The following is a 24,079-nucleotide window of genomic DNA, read 5'->3' as shown; positions in this document are numbered from 1 at the left end:
CCCGGGGCCGTGAGACAGACACCTTGTCCGGGTGGCGGAATGGCAGACGCGCTAGCTTGAGGTGCTAGTGCCCTTTATCGGGCGTGGGGGTTCAAGTCCCCCCTCGGACACCAGCGAAGAACCCCCAGTGGAACTGGGGGTTCTTCTGTCTTTCAGTGCCCTCTGGTGATCCACTCCTGGAGGTGGGGGGCCTCCGTGCCGATGGTGGTGCCGTCGCCGTGGCCGGTGCGGACCGCCGTGTCCGGGGGCAGGGTGAGCAGGCGGTCGCGGATCGAGTCGACGATCGTGGGGAAGTGGGAGAAGGACCGGCCGGTGGCGCCGGGGCCGCCGGCGAAGAGGGTGTCGCCGGTGAAGACGGTGGCCAGCTCCGGGGCGTACAGGCAGACCGCGCCGGGGGCGTGTCCCGGGGTGTGCAGGACGGTCAGTGCGGTGCCTGCGACGGTGAGGGTCTGGCCGTCGGTGAGTTCGCCGTCGGGGGCGCGGCCGGGGTGGGTGTGCTTCCACAGGGGCAGGTCGTCGGGGTGGAGCAGGATCGGTGCGCCCGTGGCGGCGGCGAGGGCCGGTGCCGCGCCGATGTGGTCGTTGTGGGCGTGGGTGCAGACGACGGCGCGCAGGGTGCGGCCGTCGAGGGCGGTCAGGATGGCGTCGGCGTCGTGGGCGGCGTCGATGACGATCGCCTCCGTGTCGTCGCCGACGATCCAGACGTTGTTGTCGACCTCCCAGGTGCCTCCGTCGAGGGAGAAGGTGCCGGAGGTGGTCAGGTGGTCGATGCGTGCGGATGCGGATGTCATACGAATTCCACCACCGAGCGCAGTACGTCGCCCTGGTGCATGCGGGTGAAGGCCTTCTCGACGTCGCCGAGGCCGATCGTCTCGGTGACGAAGGCGGCGAGGTCGATGCGGCCCTGCTGGTGCAGGTCGATCAGCATGGGGAAGTCGCGGGAGGGCAGGCAGTCGCCGTACCAGGAGGACTTGAGGGCTCCGCCGCGGCCGAAGACGTCGATCAGGGGGAGGTCGAGCCGCATGTCGGGGGTGGGGACGCCGACGAGGACCACGGTGCCGGCCAGGTCGCGGGCGTAGAACGCCTGCTGGTACGTCTCGGGGCGGCCCACCGCCTCGATGACCACGTCGGCGCCGAATCCGCCGGTGAGCTCGCGGACGGCCTCGACGGGGTCGGTGGAGCGGGAGTTGACGGTGTGGGTGGCGCCCATGGTGCGGGCGGTCGCCAGTTTGCGGTCGTCGACGTCGACCGCGATGATCTTCGATGCGCCCGCGAGCCGGGCGCCCACGATCGCCGCGTCGCCGACGCCGCCGCAGCCGATGACGGCGACCGAGTCGCCGCGGGTGACCTGGCCGGTGTTGACGGCGGCGCCGATGCCCGCCATGACACCGCAGCCCAGCAGCCCGGCGACGGCGGGCGGGACGGCAGGGTCGACCTTGGTGCACTGGCCGGCCGCGACCAGGGTCTTCTCGGCGAACGCGCCGATGCCGAGCGCAGGGGACAGCTCGGTTCCGTCGAGCAGGGTCATCTTCTGCCGGGCGTTGCGGGTGTCGAAGCAGTACTGGGGGCGGCCGCGCAGACAGGCCCGGCACTGGCCGCACACCGCACGCCAGTTGAGGATGACGAAGTCGCCGGGGGCGACGTCGGTGACGTCTTCGCCGACCGTCTCGACGATGCCCGCCGCCTCGTGGCCGAGGAGGAAGGGGAAGTCGTCGTTGATGCCGCCCTGCTTGTAGTGCAGGTCGGTGTGGCAGACCCCGCACGCCTGGATCCTCACGACGGCCTCGCCGGGGCCGGGGTCGGGGACCAGGATCGTCTCCACCCGCACCGGCTCGTTCTTCCCCGGGGCGATTACCCCCTGGACCTGCTGTGTCATACGTGAACTTCCTTCCTCGGGCGTGGAGTAGTGGAGTACGGGCACCGCATCCGCACCGTACTCGCTCCACGGACCGGCGTCGCAGACCCGCTGTCCGCCCAGGCAGGTGCCGGCGACGCGGGTCTCGGCGGTCTCTCCGGGCGGCGCCGCGTACGGGTCGCGGTCCGGCACCATCAGGTCGGCCAGGGCGGTGAAGCTGGTGCCGCGGTTGGCCGTGGGGCAGCCGCAGCCGTCCGGGTACGGGGCGAGGAGGGCCGCCGTGCCCGTCTCGGCGACTGGGGCGCAGCGGGTGTCCGGCCGCGCCGGAGATGGTGCTGGCGGCGGAGGCCCGGCTGGGGGCGGTTCCTTCCCACCGCCCCGGCCGTTCCCACCGCCGGGGCTCCGCCCCGGGCCCCGGTCCGTGAACGCCGGACGGGCTGAAGTCGCCCGACTTCAACCCGTCCGGTGATCGCGGGCACGCCCGCGCAGGCACGTCCTAGAGGCTCTTGCGCTCCGCCGCGATCGTGTCGACCCGCTTGCGGACCACGAACCAGCCGCCGACCAGGGCCGCCGCGATCAGCGGAAGGCACATCACGGTCGTACGGCCGATGCCGCCGCCCCACCACATCAGGACGACGACGCTGGCGAGGAAGGCCAGCGTGACGATCTGCGTGTACGGGGCCCAGGGCAGCCGGTAGGAGGGGCGGGTGACCCTGCCTTCCTGGGCGCGGCGCCAGAAGAGCAGCGAGCACAGCATGATCATGCCCCAGGTGCCGAGGATGCCGATCGACGCGAAGTTGAGGACGATCTCGAAGGCCTCGCCGGGCATGACGTAGTTGAGGCCGACGCCGAGGACGCCGAAGCCGGCGGTGAGCAGGATGCCGCCGTACGGGACCTGGCCCTTGTTCATGCGGCCCGTGAACTTCGGCGCGGAGCCCGCCAGCGCCATGGAGCGCAGGATGCGGCCGGTGGAGTACAGGCCGGAGTTCAGGCTGGAGAGGGCCGCCGTCAGCACGACGAGGTTCATGACGTCGGCGGCGCCTGCGACGCCGAGCTTGTTCATGACGGTGACGAAGGGGCTCTCGTCGCCGGAGTACGCCGTGTACGGGAGCAGCAGCGCGAGCAGGACGACGGATCCGACGTAGAAGATGCCGACGCGCCACATGATCGAGTTGATCGCCTTCGGCATGATCTTCTCGGGGTTCTTGGTCTCGCCCGCGGCGACGCCGCACAGTTCGACCGAGGCGTACGCGAAGACGACGCCCTGGATGACCAGGAGCATCGGCAGCATGCCGACCGGGAACAGTCCGCCGCCGTCGCTGACGGTGGAGAAGCCCGGGGTGTGGCCGTCGAGCTGGTGCTGGGTGACGACGAGGTAGATGCCGATGGCCATGAAGACCACCAGGGCGGCGACCTTGACGATCGCGAACCAGAACTCCATCTCGCCGAAGTACTTCACCGAGATCAGGTTCGCGGTGAGGACGACGGCGAGGGCAATCAGGGCGAGGATCCACTGGGGTACGTCGCTGAACATGGCCCAGAAGTGGGCGTAGGTCGCGGCGGCCGTGATGTCGGCCACAGCGGTGGTCGACCAGTTGAGGAAGTACAGCCAGCCCGCCGCGAAGGCGCCCTTCTCCCCCATGAACTCACGGGCGTACGAGACGAAGGCGCCGGAGGAGGGGCGGTAGAGGACCAGTTCGCCCAGGGCGCGGACGACGAAGAAGGCGAAGACGCCGCAGACCGCGTAGGCGATGGCCAGGGACGGGCCCGCGCCCGCCAACCGCCCGCCCGCGCCCAGGAACAGGCCGGTGCCTATCGCTCCGCCGATGGCGATCATGTTGATGTGGCGGGACTTGAGGTCCTTGCTGTAACCCTCGTCACCGGCGTCGACATGTGGGGATGTCGACACGGGGTCGGCGGGACCGGCCGGGGCCGCAGACAGAGTGCGGTCACTCATGAATTTCTTCGCCTTCATTTGGGGGGAGTGCGGCACCGGGCCGCACGATCGCGTGAAGAGTGGACTCGACGTGTTCGAGGTGGGCGGCCATCGCCTGTACGGCCGCCCCCTCGGAGCCGCGGACGATGGCGTCCACGAGGGCCCGGTGTTCGAGGTCCGACTGGCGTCGCCGGTCCCCGAGCTGGTTCAGGAAGGTGGACTGCCGGGCAAGGGCGTCCCTGATCTCCTCGATGATCTTGCGGAAGACAGGGTTGCCCGAAGCCTGTGCGACACGGGTGTGGAAGAGCGTGTCCAGCGTCACCCACGCGGCGGGATCGGACTCCTGCTCCATCTTCCCGATCAGATGCGTCAGCAGGTCGACATCGTCCCGCGTCCGCCGAAGAGCAGCGTAACCCGCGACGGGGATCTCGACGTGCCGCCGCACTTCGAGCAGGTCGCGCGAGGAGTACGCGCCGAAGACCGGATTCTGGTCGGGCCCGTTCGCCGCGACGTACGTGCCCTTGCCAGCCCGGGACACCGTGAGACCGAGCGCCTGGAGGGCGCGCAGGGCCTCCCGCACGACGGAGCGGCTGACCCCGAAGCCCTTGCCGAGCTCCGCCTCCGTGGGGAGTTTCTCGCCGACGGCGAGCTCTCCCCGCTCTATCGCGTCCCGGAGGTGGGTGAGGACGGCTTCCATCGCGCTGATGCGCCGGGGTGCGCCGCCACCTGTCCGGCTGTCTGACAAGACCATGCGGAGAATGCTCGGAGGTCGAACACGCAAGCGTCAAGAGTGACCGAAGAGTTGATTTAAAGCGAAAAAAAGGATAATGGGGCGGACATTGAGGACGTATCACGGGGCGAGGACATCGAGCTCCTGGAGGGCGCCGACGGTGATCTCGCGGGTGAGCCGCTCGGCCCGTACCGCGTCGCCTTCCCTTACGGCTTCGGCGACTTGGACGTGCAGCGTGACGGCCGCGGGGTCCGGGTCCTCGAACATCACCTGATGCCTGGTGCGCCCGCTGAGGACCTCCGCCACCACGTCGCCGAGCCGGGCGAACATTTCATTGCCTGATGCACGCAGTACCGCGCGGTGGAAGGCGATGTCGTGCACGAGGTACGCGTCGAGCTGCCGGCCGCGCGAGGTGGCGACCATGCCGAGCGCGCGTTCGGTGAGCTCCGCGCACTGCCCGGGGGTCGCGAACCGCGCGGCGAGTCCGGCGGCCACCGGCTCCACGGCGGAGCGCAGGACGGTCAGGGAGCGCAGCTGGCGGGGGCGGTCGGCGCCGGCCAGCCGCCACCGGATGACCTGCGGGTCGTAGACGTTCCACTCCTCGGCGGGGCGCACGGTCACGCCCACCCGGCGCCGGGACTCCACGAGGTGCATCGACTCCAGGACCCGGACCGCCTCGCGGATCACCGTGCGCGAGACGTCGAAGCGCTGGGCGAGCTCGTCCGTACGCAGCACGCTGCCGGGCGGGTACTCACCGGCGGTGATCGCGGGACCGAGGCTTTCCAGCAGCTGGGCGTGCAGCCCCCGGGCCTGGTTGGTCATGGGGTCAGCGTACGGGGCGCCCTTCGGGAACAAAAAGTACGACGTTTATGTCACAGCCTCTTGAATACGTCGTACCTAATAGGTTTCAGTAGCGCGACGGACCGATGTCGAAGAAGACAGCGAGGCACTCCACTCATGAACAGCCCCCACGTCGTCGTGGTGATGGGCGTGGCAGGGACCGGCAAGACCACCATCGGTCCCCTGCTCGCCGAACGGCTCGGCGTCCCGTACGCCGAGGGTGACGACTTCCACCCCCCGGCCAACATCGCCAAGATGTCCGCCGGCACCCCGCTGGACGACGCGGACCGGTGGCCCTGGCTCGACTCGATCGGCCGGTGGGCGCACGGCAGGGCCGGGCTCGGCGGCGTCGTGAGCAGCTCCGCGCTCAAGCGGTCCTACCGCGACCGGCTGCGGGCGGCCGCCCCCGGCGCCGTGTTCCTGCACCTCACGGGCGACCGGGAGCTGATCGAGGAGCGGATGCGCGAGCGCAGGGGCCACTTCATGCCCACCGCGCTGCTCGATTCGCAGTACGCCACCCTGCAGCCGCTCCAGGAGGACGAGGCGGGCGTGTCCGTGGACGTCTCCGGCACCCCCGGGGACATCACCGGGCGAGCCGTCGCGGCCCTGCGCCGGCTCGACAGCGGCCGGCTCGACAGCGGCCAGTAAGACTTCAGGAAGAACTTCAGAAAGAAGAAGACCGTGACCAGTCTCAGCGTCGAGACGCTGGCAGCGGACGTCGTCGAGCCGATCACCTCGGCGGGCAACGGCCAGTTGGGGATAGCAGTCCTCGCGGGCATCGCCGTCATCGTCCTGCTCATCACGAAGTTCAAGCTCCACGCCTTCCTGGCGCTGACCATCGGGTCGCTGGCGCTCGGGGCGTTCTCGGGCGCCCCTCTCGACAAGGCCATCTCCAGCTTCTCGACCGGCCTCGGCAACACCGTCGCGGGCGTCGGCGTGCTGATCGCGCTCGGCGCGATCCTCGGCAAGCTGCTCGCCGACTCCGGCGGCGCGGACCAGATCGTCGACACGATCCTCGCGAAGGCGAGCGGCCGGGCGATGCCCTGGGCGATGGTGCTGATCGCGAGCATCATCGGTCTGCCGCTCTTCTTCGAGGTCGGCATCGTGCTGCTGATCCCGGTGGTGCTGCTGGTCGCCCAGCGCGGCAACTACTCGCTGATGCGGATCGGCATCCCGGCGCTGGCCGGTCTCTCCGTGATGCACGGGCTGATTCCGCCGCACCCCGGCCCGCTGGTCGCGATCGACGCGATCGGCGCCAACCTGGGCGTCACGCTGGCGCTCGGTGTGGTCGTCGCGATCCCGACCGTGATCATCGCGGGTCCGCTCTTCTCGAAGTACGCCGCCCGCTGGGTGGACGTACCGGTGCCCGAGAAGATGGTTCTCCAGCGTCCGTCCGAGGACCTGGAGCGCCGTCCCGGCTTCGGCGCGACCGTCGCCACGGTGATGCTGCCGGTCGTTCTGATGCTGGCCAAGGCGCTCGTGGACATCGTGGTCAACGATCCCGAGAACGTCGTCCAGCGGGTCACGGACGTCATCGGCTCGCCCCTGATCGCGCTGCTCGCCGCCGTACTGGTGGGACTCTTCACGCTGGGCCGCGCCGCCGGCTTCACCAAGGACCGCCTCTCCTCGACCGTCGAGAAGTCGCTCGCCCCGATCGCGGGCGTGCTGATGATCGTCGGCGCGGGCGGCGGTTTCAAGCAGACGCTCATCGACGTGGGCGTCGGCCAGATGATCCTGGACTTCTCCGAGGACTGGGCGATCCCGACGCTGCTGCTGGCCTGGCTGATCGCCGTCGCCATCCGGCTCGCGACGGGCTCGGCGACCGTGGCCACCATCTCGGCGGCCGGTCTCGTCGCCCCGCTCGCGGCCGACATGTCGACGGCGCACGCGGCGCTGCTGGTGCTCGCGGTGGGGGCGGGCTCGCTCTTCTTCAGCCACGTCAACGACGCCGGGTTCTGGCTGGTGAAGGAGTACTTCGGCATGGACGTCGGCCAGACCGTCAAGACCTGGTCGGTGATGGAGACGATCATCTCGGTGGTCTCGCTGGTCTTCGTGCTGCTGTTGTCACTCGTCCTGTAGACGCCGGTGGCCTGTAGGCGCCGGTGGTGCGGAGCCTGATGTTCCGCTGCCCGCAGCGGGTGTTCCCGTTCCGTCCACTGGCGGTCCACAGTCCCGGTGCGCACGAAGCGCCGGGACTGTGGGCGCGTCAGGGCCGTCCCCACGTGTCCGGCGACAGGGACCACGGGTGTCCGTCGGACCTCCGCCCGGCTCGCGTCCGGCTCGTCCCGGGTGCCGTCAGGCTTCGGTGGCCTGCTTCTCCAGCTGGAACGCCTCGTTGCCCAGGCCGATCCGGGCGTGCACCTCGGGCTTCGCGCGGCGCAGTACGGCGCCGTACACCAGGCCCGCGACGAGTGCGGCGCCGATGACGCCCGGCAGGACCCAGCTCAGTGCGGAGCCCGGGCCCGCGCCCACGAGTACGTCGAAGTCCTTGACCGTGTAGAACGCGATGACCAGCAGGGCCGCCCCGGCGATGCCGGAGGCCACCAGACGCCCCGCCTGCGCCCGGCCGGCCCCGCGGCGTACGAAGAAGGCGATGACCGCGAGCGACGCGGCGGCCATCAGCGCGATGACGCCGAGCGCGCCGACGTTGCCCATCCAGGTGAACAGGTGCAGCACCGGCACGGTCGGGTCGCCGGCCGGTGTGTCGTCGGTGAGCGCGAAGGCGAGGACGACGGCCGCGGACACGCCGGACTGGAGCAGCGAGCCGGCGGCGGGCGCCCCGCTCGTCTTGTTTGTACGGCCGAAGGAGGCGGGCAGCAGTCCTTCGCGGCCCATCGCGAAGGCGTACCGCGCGACGACGTTGTGGAAGCTGAGCAGCGCCGCGAACATGCCGGTCACGAAGAGGATGTGGAGCACGTCGGTGAAGGTGGAGCCGAGCCTGCTCTCGGTGAGGGTGAAGAGAAGGCCGGGCCCCTGCTCTCCGGCGACCTCGACGATCCGGCCGGGACCGGCGGCGACGCTGAGGGCCCAGGCGCTGAGGGCCAGGAAGAGCGCGGCGTAGCCGACGGCGAGGAACATCACGCGGGAGACGACGATCTGCGGGCGGCTGGTCTCCTCGGCGTACACCGGGGCCTGCTCGAAGCCGACGAAGGCGGCGATGCAGAAGCAGAGCGCGGTACCGAGTCCGGCTCCGGTCAGGGTCTCGGGGTGGAACGCCTGGAGGGACAGGCCCTCCTTGGCCGGGTCGGCGACGGCGGCCACGTCGAAGATCACGACGAGCGCGCACTCGACGACCAGCAGGACGCCGAGCACCTTGGCGTTGAGGTCGATCTTGAGCCAGCCGAGCGCGCCGACGACCAGCACGGCGAGGAGCGCGGGAATCCACCAGGCGAGGGTGATGTCCAGGTAGGTGGCGAAGATCCCGGAGATCTCGAAGCCGAGGATGCCGTAGATGCCGACCTGCATGGCGCTGTACGCGACGAGGGCGACCAGGGAGGCTCCGGCGCCGGCGGTCGGGCCGAGGCCGCGGGCTATGTAGGCGTAGAAGGCGCCGGCGTTGTGCACGTGGCGGCTCATCTCGGCGTATCCGACGCTGAACAGCATCAGGACCACGCCGAGGATGACGAAGAGGAGGGGCTGTCCGACGATGCCCATCACGCCGTATGTGGTGGGCATGACACCCGCGACGACCATGAGCGGGGCGCTCGCGGCCAGCACGGACAGCAGGAGGCCCGTCGTACCGAGGCGGTCGGCCCGCAGCGCGCGTTCCTGCCCCTTGTACGTGCGGATCTCGCCGCTCGCGCCGGCGCTTCTGCTCTTCTCACTCGTGCTCGAACTGCCCCTCGGCATAGCGGGGTTGTCCCTTCGCTTCGGTGTCGTGTCGTGCGGAGTCATGCGGTGCGCGGTCATGCGGTACCGAGCGCGGCACTGCGCGCGGCCCGGAAAGCCTGCTGCGGGTCCCGGCCGGGGTACGACCACGGGGCTTCGGTGGCGTGCGGGCCGATGCGGCCCAGCAAGGCGGCCGCCTCGGCGGGCCTGCCCTCGCAGAGCTTGGCGTGGGCCAGGAAGTTGAGGTCGACGAGGCGGCGCGGGTGGCCCTCGTGCTCCCACTCCAGCCACCAGTCGAACGCCGCCTTCATCACCTGGCGGGCGCGGCGGCCGGTCCAGTGGCCGGACGCCTCGGGGTCCGTCGACTCCCGGCCCGTGGCGGCGAGGGCACGGTAGCGCTCGGCGTGGGCGACCACGGGGAGTACGGCGAGCGGGGAGTCGGCCGGGGCCTGTTCGGCGGCCCAGGCGGCGAAGTCGTACACCTCGTGGAGCGGGTCACTGCCGGTGTCCGGCCTGCGTTCGGCGAGGCGGGCCGCCATCAGGTGGTGGGCGTGGTGGTGCTCGGGGTGGCGCAGCCGTACCTGGTCGAAGAGCTGGGTGACCTCTTCCTCCGTACCGAGGGAGCGGGCCAGGAGCAGCAGGGCGAGCCAGGGGGTCGGGTCGGCGGGCGCGCGTTCGGCGGCGCGGCGGCACGCCTCGCGCGCCAGGACCTCGGGCTCCTTGCCGCGCAGCGCGCCGAGGACGGCGGCGCAGGCGACGAGGGTGACGGCGTCGGCGCTCTCGGGCTCGGCGAGCAGCCAGTCCCCGGCCCAGGCGGCGGCGCCTGCGGCCTGGGCGAGTACGACGAGGCGGTGGCCCCGGCGGTCCCAGTCGTCACCGGTCTCGGCGATCAGGGAACGGGCCCTGGTCCAGCGGCCCTGGATCAACTGGGCGCGCACCTCGACGAGTGCGATGTCGTCGAGGGCGGGGTCGAAGGAGCGGTCGGTACGGCGGCGCGAGCGGCCGAGGGGTGGCGGAAGTGGGGGCATCCGCAAGTCCTCCACGGCGCAGTGTGCGAGCGTCTGATCACGCACAGCAAACCGGTAGGGGATGCTTCACGTCAAGGCCGGTCTAAACCAACTTTGATCTGCGGCGCGGTAGTTGAAAACGCTCCGACCTCCCGCTTCCCGCTTCCCGCTTCCCGCTTCCCGCTTCCCGCTTCCCGCAAGCCCTAGGCTTGGCCCATGCCTGAACGCTCATCGCTGCCGCCGTGCCTGTTCGCCTTTCCCGGGCCGCTGCGCGACCGGCTGGTCGCCGCCGTGCTGGCCGGCGAGAAAGTGTCGACGACCGGTCTGCTCGCCGAGTACGAGGTGGAGAAGGAGGAGCTGCCGCCGGTCGGTGAGCGTTCCGTGGTGATCGACTCGGACGGCCGCGAGGTCGCGGTGGTCGAGCTGACCGAGGTGCGGGTACTGGCGCTCGGCGACGTGGACCTCCAGCACGCGCTGGACGAGGGCGAGGGGTACACGTCGGTCGCCGCCTGGCGTGCGGGGCACGAGAGGTTCTGGCACAGCGAGGAGATGCGGGAGGCGCTGGGCGACCCGGAGTTCACGGTCGACGACACGACGGTGGTCGTCGCCGAGCGCTTCCGGGTCGTGGAGCGGCTGGACGGGGTGGCGTCGGCGTAGGCGGTGCGCGTCGGCATGGGCGGTGCGCCTGCCCCACCGCCCGCACCACCCTCCTGCTCCGCCGACGCCACCGCCCGCACCACGCTCCTACGCCACCGCCATCGGCTTCGTCGCCGCCCATGCCACCGCCTACGCCACCGCCTTCGCCGCCGCGCGGCCCGCCGTGCGGCCGGAGAAGAGGCAGCCGCCCAGGAAGGTGCCCTCCAGGGAGCGGTAGCCGTGCACGCCGCCTCCGCCGAACCCCGCCGCCTCGCCCGCCGCGTACACGCCGGGCAGTGCGTCGCCTCCCTCCGTGAGCACTCGCGAGGACAGGTCGGTCTCCAGGCCGCCGAGCGACTTGCGGGTGAGGATGTGCAGGCGTACGGCGATGAGCGGGCCCGCCTTCGGGTCGAGGATGCGGTGCGGCGGGGCCGTACGGATGAGCTTGTCGCCCAGGTAGTTGCGGGCGCCGCGGATCGCCGTCACCTGGAGGTCCTTGGTGAAGGTGTTGGTGATCTCCCGGTCGCGGGCGGTGATTTCGCGGCGCAGCGCGGCCTCGTCGATCAGCGGTTCCTCGGTGAGCGCGTTCATGCCGCGCACCAGTGAGGCCAGGTCCTTCTCGACGACGAAGTCCGCGCCCTTGTCCATGAACGCCTTGACGGGGCCGGGGACATCGGCCCGCGCGCGGCCGATGACGTCACGGACGGACTTCCCCGTCAGGTCCGGGTTCTGCTCGGACCCCGAGAGCGCGAACTCCTTGCCGATGATCTTCTGGTCGAGGACGAACCAGGTGTGGTCGTACCCCGTCTTCATGATGTGGTCGAGCGTGCCCAGGGTGTCGAAGCCGGGGAAGAGGGGTACGGGCAGCCGCCTGCCGAGGGCGTCGAACCAGAGGGACGAGGGGCCGGGGAGGATGCGGATGCCGTGCTTGGCCCAGATCGGGTTCCAGTTCTGGATGCCCTCCGTGTAGTGCCACATCCGGTCGCGGTTGATCACGCGGCCGCCGGCCGCCTCCGTGACGCCGAGCATCAGGCCGTCGACGTGCGCGGGTACGCCGGAGAGCATCGAGGCGGGCGGCGTGCCGAGCCGTCGCGGCCAGTTGGCGCGTACGAGATCGTGGTTGCCGCCGATGCCGCCCGAGGTGACGATCACCGCCTGGGCCCTGAGTTCGAAGGACCCGGCCGTCTTCCGGCTGCTGGCGGCGCCGCGCACGGCGGTCGAGGGCTCCAGGATCTCCCCGGTGACGGTGTCCACCGACCCGGCGCTGCGGGCGAGGCCGGTGACGCGGTGGCGGAACCCCAGCCGGACCAGACCGCGCGCCACCCCGTCGCGCACACGGCGCTCGAAGGGGGCGACGAGGCCGGGGCCCGTGCCCCAGGTGATGTGGAAGCGGGGTACGGAGTTGCCGTGCCCGGTGGCGTCGTAGCCGCCGCGCTCGGCCCAGCCGACGACCGGGAAGAAGCGCACGCCCTGCCCGTGCAGCCAGGCCCTCTTCTCACCGGCGGCGAAGTCGACGTACGCCGCGGCCCACTCGCGCGGCCAGTGGTCCTCCTCCCGGTCGAAGCCGGCCGTGCCGCGCCAGTCCTGGAGGGCCAGCTCGCGGCTGTCCCTGATGCGCATGCGGCGCTGCTCCGGCGAGTCGACGAAGAAGAGCCCGCCGAAGGACCAGTGCGCCTGGCCGCCGAGGGACTGCTCGGGTTCCTGGTCGAGCAGGATCACCTTGCGGCCCGCGTCGACGAGCTCCGCGGTGGCCGCCAGGCCGGCGAGGCCCGCCCCGATCACGATCACATCAGCGTCGTACGCCATGGTTTCCGTCCTTGCCGGGGCGAGTGGAACGATCCGAGCGCGAAGTTACTCGTGCGTCAGATCTTCGGCAGCGGCGAGCGGAGCGTCAACAGGTCCACGGGGGTGGGATTGGATGGCCCGTATGAATCCTGCGCGTCCCGAGGGCCCCGGGCATCCGGTGAATCCCGCTGACGAAATCCTGGACATCGTCGACGAGAACGACGAGGTGACCGGGCAGGCCCCGCGCGGTGAGGCGTACGCGCGCGGTCTGCGCCACCGCTGCGTCTTCGTCCTGGCGCGGGACGGCGGGGGCCGGTACTTCGTGCACCGCAGGACGCCGGTGAAGCTGGTCTTCCCCTCGATGTACGACATGTTCGTGGGCGGGGTCGTCGGCGCGGGCGAGTCGTACGACGAGGCGGCGCTGCGGGAGGCGGAGGAGGAGCTGGGCGTCTCGGGGCTGCCCGCCCCCGTCCCGCTGTTCAAGTTCCTGTACGAGAGCGACGACGCCACGCGGACCTGGTGGTCGTACGTCTACGAGGTGCGCTGCGACCTGCCGGTGGATCCGCAGCCGGAGGAAGTCGCGTGGTACGGCTTCCTGACCCGGGCGGAGCTGGAACGGCGGCTCTCCGGTCCGGGGCGGGAGTGGGTGCCGGACGGCCTGGCGGCGTGGGAACGGCTGCGCGCCTTCGAAGGCGGTTCGACCGAATCCGGCCGGTAGGGTGCGGTGGGTGATCGAGTCTGCGCGGAGTCTGCGGCTGTGGTTCGCGCCGCAGCGCATCAGGGAAGAGGGCGAGACCCCCGACTACCGCTTCTCGCTGGCCAACGAGCGCACCTTCCTCGCCTGGATCCGTACCGCGCTGGCTCTCATCGGCGGCGGGTTCGCGGTCGACCAGTTCCTGCCGGACCTGGCCTGGGGGGTCCGGGCCGGCATGGCGCTCGGGCTGCTGGCGGCCGGGGTGCTGTGCGCGCTGCGGGCGGTCAACCACTGGGTGCGCTGCGAGCGGGCCATGCGGCGCGGCGAGGACCTTCCCGTCACCCGCTTTCCGACGCTGCTGGGTCTCGTGGTCGCCGTCGTCGCGGTCGCCATGGTGGTGGTCGTCCTCTTCGGCCGGGGGGGCAGCCGTTGACCGCCACCACTCCCGTCCCGGCCAGGGACCCCGGTCTTCAGCCGGAGCGGACCCGGCTGGCCTGGCGCAGGACCACACTGTCCTGCACGGTGGTGGCCGTGCTCGCGGCGAAGCAGGCGGTCCAGGACGGGGCCGGCGTGGCCCCGGTGATCGCCGCGGCGCTCTGCGTGCTCGTCTGGCTGGGGTTCCTGGGGGTCGCCCACCGCCGCATCCAGGCCGTCGGCGGCACGGCCCGGCCGGCCCCGATGCCGGTGGGCGCCGCGCTGACGGCGGCGGCCTGCACGATCGCCCTCGCCGGGTTCGCCGTGGCGATCGTGGTCTGACCCGGAATCGGACCCGGAATCGGACCCGGCCCCGGCCCCGGAGCCGGAACCGGAGACGGAACCGGAGACGGGTCCGGACGAAAAGGGTGTTCGGGACTAGCCTTGAAGTACCGCAAAGCATCCGGAACCGCACCAGAGGTGAATGCGATGACCCCCCTCCACCAGGAGCACGCCACCCACGGGCACGCGCACGGTCAGGACTGCGGGCACGCCGCGGTGCCGCACGGCGACCACACCGACTACGCGCACGACGGGCACATGCACCGGGAACACTCCGGGCACTGGGACGAGTGCGAGTCCGCGGATCACATCACGCACGGCAGTCACACGCATCAGCACGGACAGGACTGCGGGCACAGCGCCGTCACCCACGGCGACCACCTCGACTACGTCCACGACGGCCACCGCCACGCCGCTCACGACGGCCATTGGGACGATCACTGATCACAGGATTCCGTTCCGGCCCCGGCCTCCCTTCCCCCGGACGGCCGTCGACTGGCAGGCTCGGTCCGACCAGTTCGGCCACCGACCGGGGGGAACCCCATTGCCCGCCACCGACCCGTACACCGTCCGGCTCGCGCCCCACGTGCACGCCTACGTCCAGCCGGACGGCGGATGGTGCCTGAACAACGCCGGATTCGTCAGCGACGGCGCTTCGACCCTCCTCGTCGACACCGCCGCCACCGAACGCCGCGCGCACGCCCTGCGCGAAGCGCTCCTCGCGACCGGCGCGCCACTCCCCCGCACCGTCGTCAACACCCACCACCACGGCGACCACACCTACGGCAACAGCGTCTTCCTGCCCGAGGCCACCGTCGTCGGGCACGACGCCTGCCGCGCCGAGGTCCTGGCCGCCGGGCTCCAGCTGCACCTGGTGTGGCCGCACAACGACTTCGGCGACATCACCGTCACCGCCCCCGCCCTCACCTACAGCGAGCGGCTCACCGTCCACGCGGGCCGCACCGAGGTGCGGATCCTCCACCCGGGCGTCGCGCACACCACCGGCGACTCGGTCGTCCACCTGCCGGAGTACGGGATCGTCTTCACCGGCGACCTGGTCTTCCAGGGCGGCACGCCCTTCCTCCCCATGGGGTCGCTCAGCGGTTCCCTGCGCGCGCTCGACCTGCTCCGCTCGCTCGGCGCCGACACCGTCGTGCCCGGCCACGGTCCCGTCACCGACCCGTCGGCCTACGACGCGACCGAGCGCTACCTGCGGTACGTCGCCGAGCTCGCCGAGGCCGGGCACGCCGAGGGGCGTACACCGCTGGAGACCGCGCGGGAGGCCGACCTCGGGGACTTCGCCGAGCTGCGCGAGAGCGAGCGGCTCGTCGCCAATCTGCACCGCGCGTACGCCGAACTGGACGGTCTGCCGGAGGGCTCGCCACTCGATCCGGTGCTCGTCTTCGGTGACATGGCGGTCATGAACGGCGGGAAACCGGTCGCCTGCCACGCGTGATCCCCGTCTCGGGGCACGTCGGCACACTGGACGGCATACCGACTGGTCGGCATGATGAGGCGCGACGATTGTTCGCCCCCGGAGGTGCCCCCATGAGCGCAGTGAGCGCAGTCCACCCGCCAGGTCTCGATCCCGATCGGCTGCGCGGTCACCTCGACCGCGAGCGGCCGGGGCTGGTGCGCGGACCGCTCGGCGCCCGGCTCATCGAGGGGGGCCGATCGAACCTGACGTACGCCGTCACGGACGGCACGTCCCGGTGGGTGGTGCGGCGGCCGCCGCTCGGCCACGTGCTGGCGACCGCGCACGACATGAAGCGCGAGTTCCGGGTGATCAGCGCCCTCCATCCGACGGATGTGCCGGTGCCCGCGCCGGTGCTGCTGTGCGAGGACGAGACGGTCCTCGGGTCGCCGTTCTACGTCATGGAGTTCGTGGAGGGCGTTCCGTACCGTACGGCCGACGAGCTCACCGCGCTGGGCGCCGAGCGCACCCGCGCCGCCGTACTGGGTCTCGTCGACACCCTCGTCGCCCTGCACGCCGTGGACCCCGAGGCGGTGGGCCTCGGCGACTTCGGCCGCCCCGAGGGCTTCCTGGACCGGCAGCTGCGCCGCTGGGGCAAGCAGCTCGACGCCTCCCGCAACCGCGAGCTGGCGGGCATCGACGAGCTGCACGCCGCACTCGGCCGCTCCCTGCCCGTCTCCCCCGTGCCCACGGTCGTGCACGGCGACTACCGGCTCGACAACGTCCTGATCGGCGGCCCGGGCGACCGGATCAACGCCGTCCTCGACTGGGAGATGTCGACGCTCGGCGACCCGCTGACCGACCTCGGGCTGCTCGTGATGTACAGCTCCGAGCTGGGCCTGCCCGACTCCCCCGTCTCCACGACGTCCGGCGCCCCGGGCCACCCGTCGGCGCGCGAGATCGTCGAGCGGTACGCCGCCGGGTCCGGCCGGGACACCTCCGGCATCGCCTGGTACACGGCGTTCGCCTGGTTCAAGCTCGCCGTGATCCTCGAAGGCATCCACTACCGCTACACGCTCGGGCAGACCGTCGGCGCCGGCTTCGACCGGATCGGCGACCTCGTGCCCGTCTTCATCGAGCACGGTCTGACCACCCTCCAGGAAGGCTGAGGCACCATCATGGACTTCGCATACGACGCCCGGACCGAAGAGCTCCGCGCCAGGCTCCTCGTCTTCATGGACGAGTTCGTGTACCCGGCCGAGGCCGTCGCCCACGAGCAGCGCGCGCGGCTCGCCTCGCCGTGGGACACCCCGCGGGTGGTGGAGGACCTCAAGGCACAGGCGCGCCGGCAGGGCCTGTGGAACCTCTTCCTCCCCGATGCGGAGTACGGCGCCGGGCTGACCAACCTCCAGTACGCGCCGCTCGCGGAGATCACCGGCCGCAGCCCCCAGTTGGCGCCGACGGCCCTCAACTGCGCGGCTCCGGACACCGGGAACATGGAGCTGCTCGCCCAGTTCGCCTCGGACGAGCAGAAGAAGCAGTGGCTGAAGCCGCTGCTCGCGGGCGAGATCCGGTCGGCGTTCGCGATGACCGAGCCGGAGGTCGCCTCGTCGGACGCGACGAACATCGAGACCCGGATCGAGCGCGATGGCGACGAGTACGTCGTCACGGGACGCAAGTGGTACATCTCCGGGGCGATGAACCCGGACTGCAAGGTCTTCATCGTGATGGGCAAGACCGACCCGGACGGCGCGGACGTCCGCCGTCAGCAGTCGATGATCCTGGTACCGCGCGACACGCCGGGCGTCGAGGTCCGGCGCGCGATGCAGGTGTACGGGTACGAGGACCACTCCCACGGCGGCCACGCCGAGGTCGTCTTCGACGGGGCGCGCGTGCCCGCGTCCGCTCTCGTCGGCGAGGAGGGCGGCGGCTTCGCCATCGCCCAGGCCCGCCTCGGCCCGGGGCGGATCCACCACTGCATGCGGCTGATCGGCATGGCGGAGCGGGCGATCGAGCTGATGTGCCGCCGGGCGGTGGAGCGCACGGCCTTCGGCAAGCCGCTCGCCCAGCAGGGCGTCGTGCACAACTGGATCGCGGACGCGCGGGTGACGGTCGAGCAGCTGCGGCTGCTGGTGCTCAAGACGGCGTGGCTGATGGACACGGTGGGCAACCGCGGGGCGCACACCGAGATCCAGGCGATCAAGATCGCCACGCCGCGGGCGGTCGTCGACATCATCGACAGGGCGGTGCAGCTGCACGGCGCGGGCGGGGTCAGCCAGGACTTCCCGCTGGCGGAGCTGTGGGCGGGGGCGCGGACGCTGAAGCTGGCGGACGGGCCGGACGAGGTGCACCAGCGGTCGCTGGCGCGGCGCGAGCTGAAGAAGTACGTCTAGCGAGGAGTGGGGGGCGGGGGACGGGTGCGCCTGCGGCGGGCCTGCTCCCCACCCCGCCCCACCCCACCTCGCCCCTCCCCGTGCCGGGGTGCTGCCCCGGACCCCGCTCCTCGAACGCCGGAAGGGCTGGGCGGGGAAAGCCCCGCGCGGCGCCACCCGCCCCCGGACCCGGCGCCGTCCCCTACGGCCGCAGCGCCCTCAGCAGCAGGTCCGCCAGCTGGTCCGCCACCTGCTGCGGTGTGAGCGGGCCGTCCGGGCGGTACCACGTCGACAGGTGGTGGACCGAGCCGAAGTGGTAGTCCACCACCAGGTCGGCCGGGGTCGCCGTCGAGAAGACACCCGCCTTCTGGCCCTCTTCGACCAGCGCGCGGAACCGCTCGTGGTAGCGGCGCCGTTCCGCCCGTACCTGCTTGTCCTTCTCCGGGCTCAGGTGGTGCATGGAGCGGAAGAAGATCGACGCGTCGTCCAGGTTGTCGATGGTCGTGACCACCACGTCCGCCGCCGCGTCCCGCAGCCGCTGCTCCACCGGCGCCTCGGCGTCGGCGAACGCGTCGAGGCGCTCCTGCTGGAGGCGCAGGACACGGGCGTACACCTCGTGCAGCAGGTCGTCCTTGGAGCCGAAGTAGTGGTAGAGCGCGCCCTTGGTGACACCGGCCGCCTCGACGATCTCCTGCACCGACGTGCGGTCGTAGCCGCGCTCGGCGAAGAGGCGGGTGGCGGCGGCCAGCAGTCGCTGGGGGACGGGGATGCCGCTCCCGCCCGTCGTCCTGGCCATTGCCGCCACCTGCCTTTCGTCGAGACAACCTGGGGAGAGTGTGGAGGGTTCAGGAACGGGAACGCAGTTCCCGCCTGAGGATCTTCCCACTCGTCGTCTTGGGAAGCTCCGGCAGGATCTCCACCGCGCGCGGGTACTTGTACGCGGCCAGCCGCTCCTCGCAGTACGCCGAGATCTCCGCCGGCGCCACCTCGGCCCCGGGGCGCAGGCTGACGTACGCCTTGACGCTCTCCCCCCGGTACGCGTCGGGGACGCCGACGACGGCCGCCTCGCGCACCGCCGGGTGCGTGTAGAGCACGTCCTCGACCTCGCGCGGCCAGACCTTGAAGCCGGAGGCGTTGATCATGTCCTTCTTGCGGTCGACGACGTAGAGCCAGCCGCCCTCGTCCATGAAGCCGATGTCGCCGGTGCGCAGTTCCCCGCCGGGGATGGCCTCGGCGGTCGCCTCCGGGCGGCGCCAGTAGCCGGGGACCACCTGCGGGCCGCTGACGGCGATCTCGCCCTGCTCGCCGAAGGGCACGTCCTCGCCCTTCTCGTCGACGATGCGCACCACGGTCTCGGGACCCGGCACGCCGACGGAGAGCGTGCCGGAGACCGGGTCGACCGGGGCCTCCTTCTCGGGCGGCACGGACGCGCAGGGCGCGGTGCACTCGGTGAGTCCGTAGCCGTTGCGGATGTACGGGCCGAAGTCCGCCCGGAACTTCTCCACCAGGGCGGGCGGCAGCGGGGCCCCGCCCGAGGAGATCACCTGGAAGGAGGCGAAGTGCTCGCGGGTGACGCCCGGGGTGGCGGCGAGCGCCATGAAGGCGGTGGAGGGGCCGACGGTGTAGGCGGGGCGGTGCTCGGTGAACGCGTCGAGGACGACGCCGGGGTGGAAGCGGTAGGCAAGGACGAGGGTGCCGGCGTTGGCGACGCAGGTGGCCAGTTCGCAGACCATGCCGGTGATGTGGAAGAGCGGGGCCAGGGCGAAGTACGCCGAACCCTCGGCTATCGGGTGCCCGGTGCGCTGGCGCTCGGCGTTGTACATGATCCCGCCGTGGGCGTTCATGGCGCCCTTGGGGGTGCCGCTGGTGCCCGAGGTGTAGCTGATCAGCGCCACGTCACCGGCGGTGAGTTCGCGGTCGGCGGGGGCGGCGAGCCCCTGGCGGGCGACGGTCACCAGGTCCTCGGCGTCGGACGCCCGCGGCGCCACCCGCTCGAAGTTCAGGACCCGGGTGTCGTTCCTGGTCTGGAGGTCCAGCTCGCAGGCGGTGAGGGCGATGCGTACGGGCGAGTCCGCGGCGGTGTCGCGCAGGTACGCCTCCCACGCGCGGTCCGAGCAGATCAGCGCGGTCGCCTCGGCGTCCCGGAGCGCGTGGGCGACCTCGGCCGACTTGTACATCGGGTTCAGGGGCACGACGGTGGCGCCGGCCTTCCAGGCGCCGAGGAGCGCGATGACGAAGTGCGGGCTGTTCTGGAGCATGACCGCGACCCGGTCGCCGCGCCGCAGGCCCTTGGCCGCCAGGTGGCCCGCGACGGAGTCCGAGAGCGCGCCGGTCTCGCGGTAGGTCAGCCGGCCGTCGAAGTAGGCGAGAGCGGGGTGGTCGGGTGCGCGCTCCACCGCTCCGGCGAAGGCGTGCAGCAGGGTGGCCGGCGGGTCCACGGGCGTCCGCTGGGCCTCGCCGAGCTGGGCGAGCCAGGGCCTGGCCGCGTAGATCGACGCGCGCGTCGCCCTGCCCGTCCTGTCCGACCCGCTCGTCTTGTCCGACTCACCCGGCTTGCCCGGCTTGCCCGTCGTCCCGCTCATCGGCCGGCCTCTTCCCACTTCTGCTGCAGGTGGTTCATGCCGGTCAGCCAGCGGTCGGGACTCCCGGCGCGTGCCTGGTAGTACCCGGCGACCTCGGGGTGCGGCAGGATCAGGAAACGGTCGGCCGCGATGCCGTCGAAGAGCGCCTCGGCGACGTCCTCCGGCTCGACGGCGGTGGGCGCGAGGACCAGAGCGCCGGCCGAGCCCGCGGCGGTCAGCATATCCGTGCGTACGCCCTGCGGGCAGATCGCGTGGACCTTGACCCCGCGGTGGCGGTAGGTCAGCGAGAGCCACTCGGCGAACGCCAGCGCGCCGTGCTTGCTGACGCTGTACGGGGCCGCGCCGACCATGCTCAGCAGGCCGGCCGCCGAGACGGTGGACACGAACCGGCCGCTGCCGCGCTCCAGCCAGTCGGGCAGCAGCGCCCTGGCCGCCCTGACGTGGGCCATCACGTTGACGTCCCAGGCCGCGGCCCAGACGGCCTCGTCGGCGAAGGCGTCGCCGGGCGAGGCGAGGCCCGCGTTGGCGCAGTACACGTCGACCGTGCCGCCGAGCGCCTCGCGGGCCTCTTCGACGATCGCGGAGGCGTCGCCCGCGACGGCGGTGGCGCCCGTCTCGTCGGCGATCGCCTCGGTCTTCCGCGGGTCGAGGTCGTTGACGACGACGCGCGCGCCCCCGGCCGCGAATCTGCGCGCGAGCGCGGCTCCGATGCCGCCTCCCGCACCGGTGACGACGACTCCCGCGTCCTGGAACTGGCTCATCCTTGAGGCCCGCCTCTCCTGCCGACAACCTCAGCAGACTAACCAGTCGGTATGGACCGGCGGAAGGGGTGCGGAGGCCCGAACCCGCCGTGTCCGCCTCGTTCCCCGGGACCGCCACGCGCGCTAGCGTGCGTGACCATGACAGACGGCGCCGATCACGGAGGTACGGGAATGAGCCTGTCCAGACGCGGACTGCTGGCCGCCACGGGAGCGGCGGGCGCCGCCGGAGCGCTCGCCGCCGCGGCCCCCTCGGCCGCCGCCGGCCGCCCCGGCCGCTTCCGGGTGCGTACCGGCTTCGACCGGCTGGCCGCCGACGGGTACGCCCTCCTCGCGGGGCAGAAGGTCGGCGTCGTCACCAATCCGACGGGCGTCACCTCGGACCTGCGCCACATCGTGGACGTCATGCACGCCGACGACCGGGTGAACCTCACCGCCGTCTTCGGACCCGAGCACGGTTTCCGCGGCACCGCGCAGGCGGGCGGCTCCGAGGGGCGCTACGACGATCCGGCGACCGGGCTGCCCGTGTACGACACGTACGTGAAGAGCGGGCAGCCGCTCGCCGACATCTTCACGGCGTCGGGCGTGGACACGATCGTGTTCGACATCCAGGACGCGGGCGCGCGTTTCTACACGTACATCTGGACGCTGTACGACTGCATGGTGGCCGCCGTGCTCGCGGGCAAGCGGTTCGTGGTGCTCGACCGGCCGAATCCGGTGTCGGGGCGCGCCGCGCTCGGGCCCGTCCTCGACAAGGCGTTCGCGACGTTCGTGGGGCGCGAACCGATCGCGCAGGCGCACGGGATGACGGTCTGTGAGCTGGCGCGGCTCTTCAACGGCGAGTTCCTGACGCGGCCCGTGGCGCTGGAGACGGTGCGGATGACGGGCTGGCGGCGCGGCGACTTCTTCGACGCGACCGGTCTGCCGTGGGTGCCGCCGAGCCCCAACATGCCGACGCCCGACACCGCGCTGGTGTACTCCGGCACCTGTCTCTTCGAGGGCACGAACCTGTCGGAGGGGCGGGGCACGACCCGGCCCTTCGAACTGCTGGGCGCGGAGGGTGTCGGCCGCGAGTGGGCCCGGGCCGCGAACGCCGCCGGGCTGGAGGGCGTGCACTTCCGCGAGGCGTACTTCGCGCCGGTGTTCTCCAAGTTCCAGGGGAAGACCGTGGGCGGCGTACAGCTGCACGTGTACGACCGGGAGGCGTACGACCCGGTGCGCACGGGCATCGCGCTGCTCGTGACGGCGAAGAAGAGCTGGAGCGGCTTCGCGTGGCGGGCCGACCACTGGATCGACAAGCTGACGGGCGGCACCCGGGTCCGCACGATGATCGACGCGGGTGCCGGGACGGACGAGGTGGTGGACGCCTGGCGGTCCGGGCTGGCGGCGTTCGGCGCGATGCGCCGGGAGTACCTGCTCTACCGCTGACGGCCGACCCGGTCCCACCATGTGGGACGAACCGGGCCGGTACCCCACTCTTTTCTCATTGATGACGGCCATTCAATTTTCGATGGAGCCGATCGGGGCACCCGTACGTCCACTCTGTGACGCCGAAGCACCAGCGACGGAGGTGGCAAGGGCAATGGCCGGTTTCCGCAGTCTTGCGAGACAGGTGCGCGACCCGCGGTGCGATCTGGCACTGCGGCGGTATTCGCTGCGCAAATGCCTGGAACGGTTCGCCCCTTACGGGCACCGGGCGACCTGGGACCATCTGTGCTCACGGCACAGGATCGAACCGGAGGACAGGGCACCCGATCCGGCGCGGCTGGTGGCCGCGCTCGACGAGTTGGAGGAGGCGCGGGCCGTCTGGCTCGCGTACGAGGTGGAGTTCGCCCGGCGCCGCAAGCGCGAGAAGCACGACGGGCTGCGGCGGCCCGGTTCCTTCGACGACTGGCACCGCCGTACCTGGGGAGGGTTCGGCGTGGCCTGGTGCGACGATCCCTCGGTCCATCCGGTGGCGCCGCTCGGCGACGTACTGCGCCGCCTGATCTCCGCCCTGGAGAGCGGGCCCGGGGCCGGCTGCCCGGTGTGCGCGGAGAGCGAGATCGTGTGGGAGCAGGGGCTGGCCCATGATCCGTGGTTCGGGCCGGTCTGCACGGGCTGCGGCATTCTGGTGCCGCAGCCCGTCCTGACGCCCGAGGCCCTGGCGGAGTCCAAGAGGGCACGACGACGGGAACTCGCGTCGGTGGCGTGAGCGCGCGGGGGCGCGGCGCCGCTCGTCACGCCGCCGTGCCTCCGCGTCGCCTGTGCCCCCGTGTGGCCCGTACAGGCGCCCGCCGTCGCCCGCCTCGTCGCCGCCCACCGCCTCGCGGGGGGGGGCGCCGCCGCGGCTCAGGCGCCCGGTTGCTTCTTGCGGTCCCGCGAGGAGCTCCGGCGTTCGGGGAGCAGCCGGGAGCCGGACATGCGCTCGCCGAAGACGTCGTCCGGGTTGGACAGCACGCAGGTCTCCAGCGACAGACAGCCGCAGCCGATGCAGTCGGTGAGGTGATCGCGGAGCCGGCCGAGCTGCTTGATCCGCTCGTCCAGTTCCGAGCGCCACGCCTCGGAGAGCCGCGCCCAGTCCTCGTGGTTGGGGGTGCGCTCCTCGGGGAGTTCCGCCAGGGCGTTCCTGATCGTCGCGAGCGGGATGCCGACGCGCTGCGCCGCGCGCACGAAGGCGACGCGGCGCAGCGCGTCACGGCCGTAGCGCCGCTGGTTGCCCGTGGTCCGGCGGCTGCTGATCAGGCCCTTGGACTCGTAGAAGTGGAGGGCGGACACGGCGGCGCCGCTGCGCGCTGACAGCTGGCCGACCGTGAGTTCGTGGATCTTCTCTGGTATCTGCGGCACTCCTCGAACCCTACTGCCCCGTCGTTGACAGAACACCGGAGCCGAACCATGCTGAGCAAG

24 protein-coding genes and 1 tRNA gene are annotated in these 24,079 nt (G+C 71.7%); 13 read left to right on the top strand and 12 right to left on the bottom strand.

From position 1 onward, the window contains the following. Window positions 1-25: 25 nt before the first annotated feature. Window positions 26-113: transfer RNA gene (locus ABD374_RS09165), tRNA-Leu, on the top strand. 39 nt (window positions 114-152) lie between these two features. Here ABD374_RS09165 and ABD374_RS09160 read toward each other — a convergent pair. The 5 genes from ABD374_RS09160 to ABD374_RS09140 form a co-directional block, all read right to left on the bottom strand. Next, the gene (locus ABD374_RS09160; protein WP_344493299.1) at window positions 153-791 is read right to left on the bottom strand and encodes an MBL fold metallo-hydrolase; all 639 of its coding nucleotides are present in this window, start codon (window positions 789-791) and stop codon (window positions 153-155) included. Further along, entirely contained in the window at window positions 788-1,876 is a 1,089-nt protein-coding gene (locus ABD374_RS09155) for an S-(hydroxymethyl)mycothiol dehydrogenase (RefSeq protein ID WP_344493297.1), read from the bottom strand. Before ABD374_RS09155 ends, ABD374_RS09160 begins: the two co-directional genes overlap by 4 nt. 475 nt (window positions 1,877-2,351) lie before the next feature. Continuing rightward, window positions 2,352-3,812, bottom strand: a complete 1,461-nt coding sequence (locus ABD374_RS09150; RefSeq protein ID WP_344493295.1) for an amino acid permease — start codon at window positions 3,810-3,812, stop codon at window positions 2,352-2,354. Further along, entirely contained in the window at window positions 3,805-4,542 is a 738-nt protein-coding gene (locus ABD374_RS09145) for a FadR/GntR family transcriptional regulator (RefSeq protein WP_344493293.1), read from the bottom strand. The genes ABD374_RS09150 and ABD374_RS09145 overlap by 8 nt, the downstream gene beginning before the upstream one ends. 99 nt (window positions 4,543-4,641) lie before the next feature. Next, complete coding sequence (locus ABD374_RS09140) at window positions 4,642-5,343, bottom strand: FadR/GntR family transcriptional regulator (protein ID WP_344493291.1); 702 nt, start codon at window positions 5,341-5,343, stop codon at window positions 4,642-4,644. Window positions 5,344-5,478: 135 nt separating this feature from the next. On the opposite strand from ABD374_RS09140, the gene ABD374_RS09135 reads away from it, so the two are divergent. Both ABD374_RS09135 and ABD374_RS09130 read left to right on the top strand, forming a co-directional pair. Continuing rightward, window positions 5,479-6,009: a gluconokinase gene (locus ABD374_RS09135; protein ID WP_344493289.1), complete on the top strand. Its 531-nt coding sequence runs from the start codon at window positions 5,479-5,481 to the stop codon at window positions 6,007-6,009. 33 nt (window positions 6,010-6,042) lie between these two features. Then, entirely contained in the window at window positions 6,043-7,440 is a 1,398-nt protein-coding gene (locus ABD374_RS09130; protein WP_344493287.1) for a GntP family permease, read from the top strand. A 216-nt stretch (window positions 7,441-7,656) separates the two neighbouring features. Here the strand turns inward: ABD374_RS09130 and ABD374_RS09125 are convergent, their stop codons facing one another. Both ABD374_RS09125 and ABD374_RS09120 read right to left on the bottom strand, forming a co-directional pair. Further along, on the bottom strand, window positions 7,657-9,210 hold the full coding sequence (locus ABD374_RS09125) for an APC family permease (protein WP_344493285.1): 1,554 nt from the start codon (window positions 9,208-9,210) through the stop codon (window positions 7,657-7,659). A 56-nt stretch (window positions 9,211-9,266) separates the two neighbouring features. Then, window positions 9,267-10,217: a hypothetical protein gene (locus tag ABD374_RS09120; protein ID WP_344493283.1), complete on the bottom strand. Its 951-nt coding sequence runs from the start codon at window positions 10,215-10,217 to the stop codon at window positions 9,267-9,269. Between the two features lie 195 nt (window positions 10,218-10,412). Here ABD374_RS09120 and ABD374_RS09115 point away from each other — a divergent pair, with 195 nt between their 5' ends. Next, window positions 10,413-10,853 carry an ASCH domain-containing protein gene (locus tag ABD374_RS09115; RefSeq protein WP_344493281.1) on the top strand — a complete coding sequence of 147 codons (441 nt, stop codon included), beginning with the start codon at window positions 10,413-10,415 and terminating at the stop codon, window positions 10,851-10,853. Between the two features lie 129 nt (window positions 10,854-10,982). On the opposite strand, the gene ABD374_RS09110 is transcribed toward ABD374_RS09115, so the two are convergent. Further along, window positions 10,983-12,638 carry an FAD-binding dehydrogenase gene (locus ABD374_RS09110; protein WP_344493279.1) on the bottom strand — a complete coding sequence of 552 codons (1,656 nt, stop codon included), beginning with the start codon at window positions 12,636-12,638 and terminating at the stop codon, window positions 10,983-10,985. Window positions 12,639-12,750: 112 nt separating this feature from the next. Here ABD374_RS09110 and ABD374_RS09105 point away from each other — a divergent pair, with 112 nt between their 5' ends. From ABD374_RS09105 to ABD374_RS09075, 7 genes are all read left to right on the top strand, one after another. After that, a complete protein-coding gene (locus ABD374_RS09105; protein WP_425577169.1) occupies window positions 12,751-13,335 on the top strand; it encodes an NUDIX domain-containing protein in 585 nt (194 codons plus the stop codon). Window positions 13,336-13,345: 10 nt separating this feature from the next. After that, window positions 13,346-13,744, top strand: a complete 399-nt coding sequence (locus ABD374_RS09100) for a YidH family protein (RefSeq protein ID WP_344493276.1) — start codon at window positions 13,346-13,348, stop codon at window positions 13,742-13,744. Then, complete coding sequence (locus ABD374_RS09095) at window positions 13,741-14,067, top strand: DUF202 domain-containing protein (protein ID WP_344493274.1); 327 nt, start codon at window positions 13,741-13,743, stop codon at window positions 14,065-14,067. The genes ABD374_RS09100 and ABD374_RS09095 overlap by 4 nt, the downstream gene beginning before the upstream one ends. Window positions 14,068-14,214: 147 nt before the next feature. Further along, window positions 14,215-14,511, top strand: a complete 297-nt coding sequence (locus ABD374_RS09090; RefSeq protein WP_344493272.1) for a hypothetical protein — start codon at window positions 14,215-14,217, stop codon at window positions 14,509-14,511. Between the two features lie 100 nt (window positions 14,512-14,611). Continuing rightward, entirely contained in the window at window positions 14,612-15,523 is a 912-nt protein-coding gene (locus tag ABD374_RS09085) for an MBL fold metallo-hydrolase (RefSeq protein ID WP_344493270.1), read from the top strand. Between the two features lie 101 nt (window positions 15,524-15,624). Next, a complete protein-coding gene (locus ABD374_RS09080) occupies window positions 15,625-16,650 on the top strand; it encodes a phosphotransferase family protein (protein ID WP_344493443.1) in 1,026 nt (341 codons plus the stop codon). A 9-nt stretch (window positions 16,651-16,659) separates the two neighbouring features. After that, entirely contained in the window at window positions 16,660-17,874 is a 1,215-nt protein-coding gene (locus tag ABD374_RS09075; RefSeq protein WP_344493268.1) for an acyl-CoA dehydrogenase family protein, read from the top strand. A 181-nt stretch (window positions 17,875-18,055) separates the two neighbouring features. On the opposite strand, the gene ABD374_RS09070 is transcribed toward ABD374_RS09075, so the two are convergent. Genes ABD374_RS09070 through ABD374_RS09060 form a run of 3 tightly spaced genes read right to left on the bottom strand, consistent with a single transcriptional unit; the run spans window position 18,056 to window position 21,196 of the window. Beyond that, entirely contained in the window at window positions 18,056-18,649 is a 594-nt protein-coding gene (locus tag ABD374_RS09070; protein WP_344493266.1) for a TetR/AcrR family transcriptional regulator, read from the bottom strand. Between the two features lie 49 nt (window positions 18,650-18,698). Continuing rightward, window positions 18,699-20,435 carry a class I adenylate-forming enzyme family protein gene (locus tag ABD374_RS09065; protein ID WP_344493264.1) on the bottom strand — a complete coding sequence of 579 codons (1,737 nt, stop codon included), beginning with the start codon at window positions 20,433-20,435 and terminating at the stop codon, window positions 18,699-18,701. Continuing rightward, window positions 20,432-21,196 (bottom strand): SDR family oxidoreductase, encoded by a 765-nt coding sequence (locus tag ABD374_RS09060; RefSeq protein WP_344493262.1) that lies wholly within the window; start codon window positions 21,194-21,196, stop codon window positions 20,432-20,434. The genes ABD374_RS09065 and ABD374_RS09060 overlap by 4 nt, the downstream gene beginning before the upstream one ends. A 171-nt stretch (window positions 21,197-21,367) precedes the next feature. Here ABD374_RS09060 and ABD374_RS09055 point away from each other — a divergent pair, with 171 nt between their 5' ends. Both ABD374_RS09055 and ABD374_RS09050 read left to right on the top strand, forming a co-directional pair. Continuing rightward, entirely contained in the window at window positions 21,368-22,621 is a 1,254-nt protein-coding gene (locus ABD374_RS09055; protein ID WP_344493260.1) for an exo-beta-N-acetylmuramidase NamZ family protein, read from the top strand. Window positions 22,622-22,775: 154 nt separating this feature from the next. After that, entirely contained in the window at window positions 22,776-23,387 is a 612-nt protein-coding gene (locus tag ABD374_RS09050; RefSeq protein ID WP_344493258.1) for a hypothetical protein, read from the top strand. Window positions 23,388-23,524: 137 nt separating this feature from the next. On the opposite strand, the gene soxR is transcribed toward ABD374_RS09050, so the two are convergent. Next, window positions 23,525-24,019, bottom strand: coding sequence for a redox-sensitive transcriptional activator SoxR (gene soxR / locus ABD374_RS09045; protein ID WP_344493256.1), 495 nt, complete (start codon window positions 24,017-24,019; stop codon window positions 23,525-23,527). Window positions 24,020-24,079 lie beyond the last annotated feature (60 nt).

Source organism: Streptomyces enissocaesilis (assembly GCF_039533765.1).
Classification (GTDB): Bacteria; Actinomycetota; Actinomycetes; order Streptomycetales; family Streptomycetaceae; genus Streptomyces; species Streptomyces enissocaesilis.
Note: the sequence above shows the minus strand (reverse complement) of the source record. Positions and strands in the feature narration are given on the sequence as shown.

Excerpts from the sequence above, each read along its gene's own strand:
- ABD374_RS09160 (WP_344493299.1), bottom strand. The coding sequence starts at position 791 with ATGACATCCGCATCCGCACGCATCGACCACCTGACCACCTCCGGCACC.
- ABD374_RS09155 (WP_344493297.1), bottom strand. The coding sequence starts at position 1,876 with ATGACACAGCAGGTCCAGGGGGTAATCGCCCCGGGGAAGAACGAGCCG.
- ABD374_RS09150 (WP_344493295.1), bottom strand. The coding sequence starts at position 3,812 with ATGAGTGACCGCACTCTGTCTGCGGCCCCGGCCGGTCCCGCCGACCCC.
- ABD374_RS09145 (WP_344493293.1), bottom strand. The coding sequence starts at position 4,542 with ATGGTCTTGTCAGACAGCCGGACAGGTGGCGGCGCACCCCGGCGCATC.
- ABD374_RS09140 (WP_344493291.1), bottom strand. The coding sequence starts at position 5,343 with ATGACCAACCAGGCCCGGGGGCTGCACGCCCAGCTGCTGGAAAGCCTC.
- ABD374_RS09135 (WP_344493289.1), top strand. The coding sequence starts at position 5,479 with ATGAACAGCCCCCACGTCGTCGTGGTGATGGGCGTGGCAGGGACCGGC.
- ABD374_RS09125 (WP_344493285.1), bottom strand. The coding sequence starts at position 9,210 with ATGCCGAGGGGCAGTTCGAGCACGAGTGAGAAGAGCAGAAGCGCCGGC.
- ABD374_RS09120 (WP_344493283.1), bottom strand. The coding sequence starts at position 10,217 with ATGCCCCCACTTCCGCCACCCCTCGGCCGCTCGCGCCGCCGTACCGAC.
- ABD374_RS09115 (WP_344493281.1), top strand. The coding sequence starts at position 10,413 with ATGCCTGAACGCTCATCGCTGCCGCCGTGCCTGTTCGCCTTTCCCGGG.
- ABD374_RS09110 (WP_344493279.1), bottom strand. The coding sequence starts at position 12,638 with ATGGCGTACGACGCTGATGTGATCGTGATCGGGGCGGGCCTCGCCGGC.
- ABD374_RS09105 (WP_425577169.1), top strand. The coding sequence starts at position 12,751 with ATGGCCCGTATGAATCCTGCGCGTCCCGAGGGCCCCGGGCATCCGGTG.
- ABD374_RS09090 (WP_344493272.1), top strand. The coding sequence starts at position 14,215 with ATGACCCCCCTCCACCAGGAGCACGCCACCCACGGGCACGCGCACGGT.
- ABD374_RS09075 (WP_344493268.1), top strand. The coding sequence starts at position 16,660 with ATGGACTTCGCATACGACGCCCGGACCGAAGAGCTCCGCGCCAGGCTC.
- ABD374_RS09070 (WP_344493266.1), bottom strand. The coding sequence starts at position 18,649 with ATGGCCAGGACGACGGGCGGGAGCGGCATCCCCGTCCCCCAGCGACTG.
- ABD374_RS09065 (WP_344493264.1), bottom strand. The coding sequence starts at position 20,435 with ATGAGCGGGACGACGGGCAAGCCGGGCAAGCCGGGTGAGTCGGACAAG.
- ABD374_RS09060 (WP_344493262.1), bottom strand. The coding sequence starts at position 21,196 with ATGAGCCAGTTCCAGGACGCGGGAGTCGTCGTCACCGGTGCGGGAGGC.
- ABD374_RS09055 (WP_344493260.1), top strand. The coding sequence starts at position 21,368 with ATGAGCCTGTCCAGACGCGGACTGCTGGCCGCCACGGGAGCGGCGGGC.
- ABD374_RS09050 (WP_344493258.1), top strand. The coding sequence starts at position 22,776 with ATGGCCGGTTTCCGCAGTCTTGCGAGACAGGTGCGCGACCCGCGGTGC.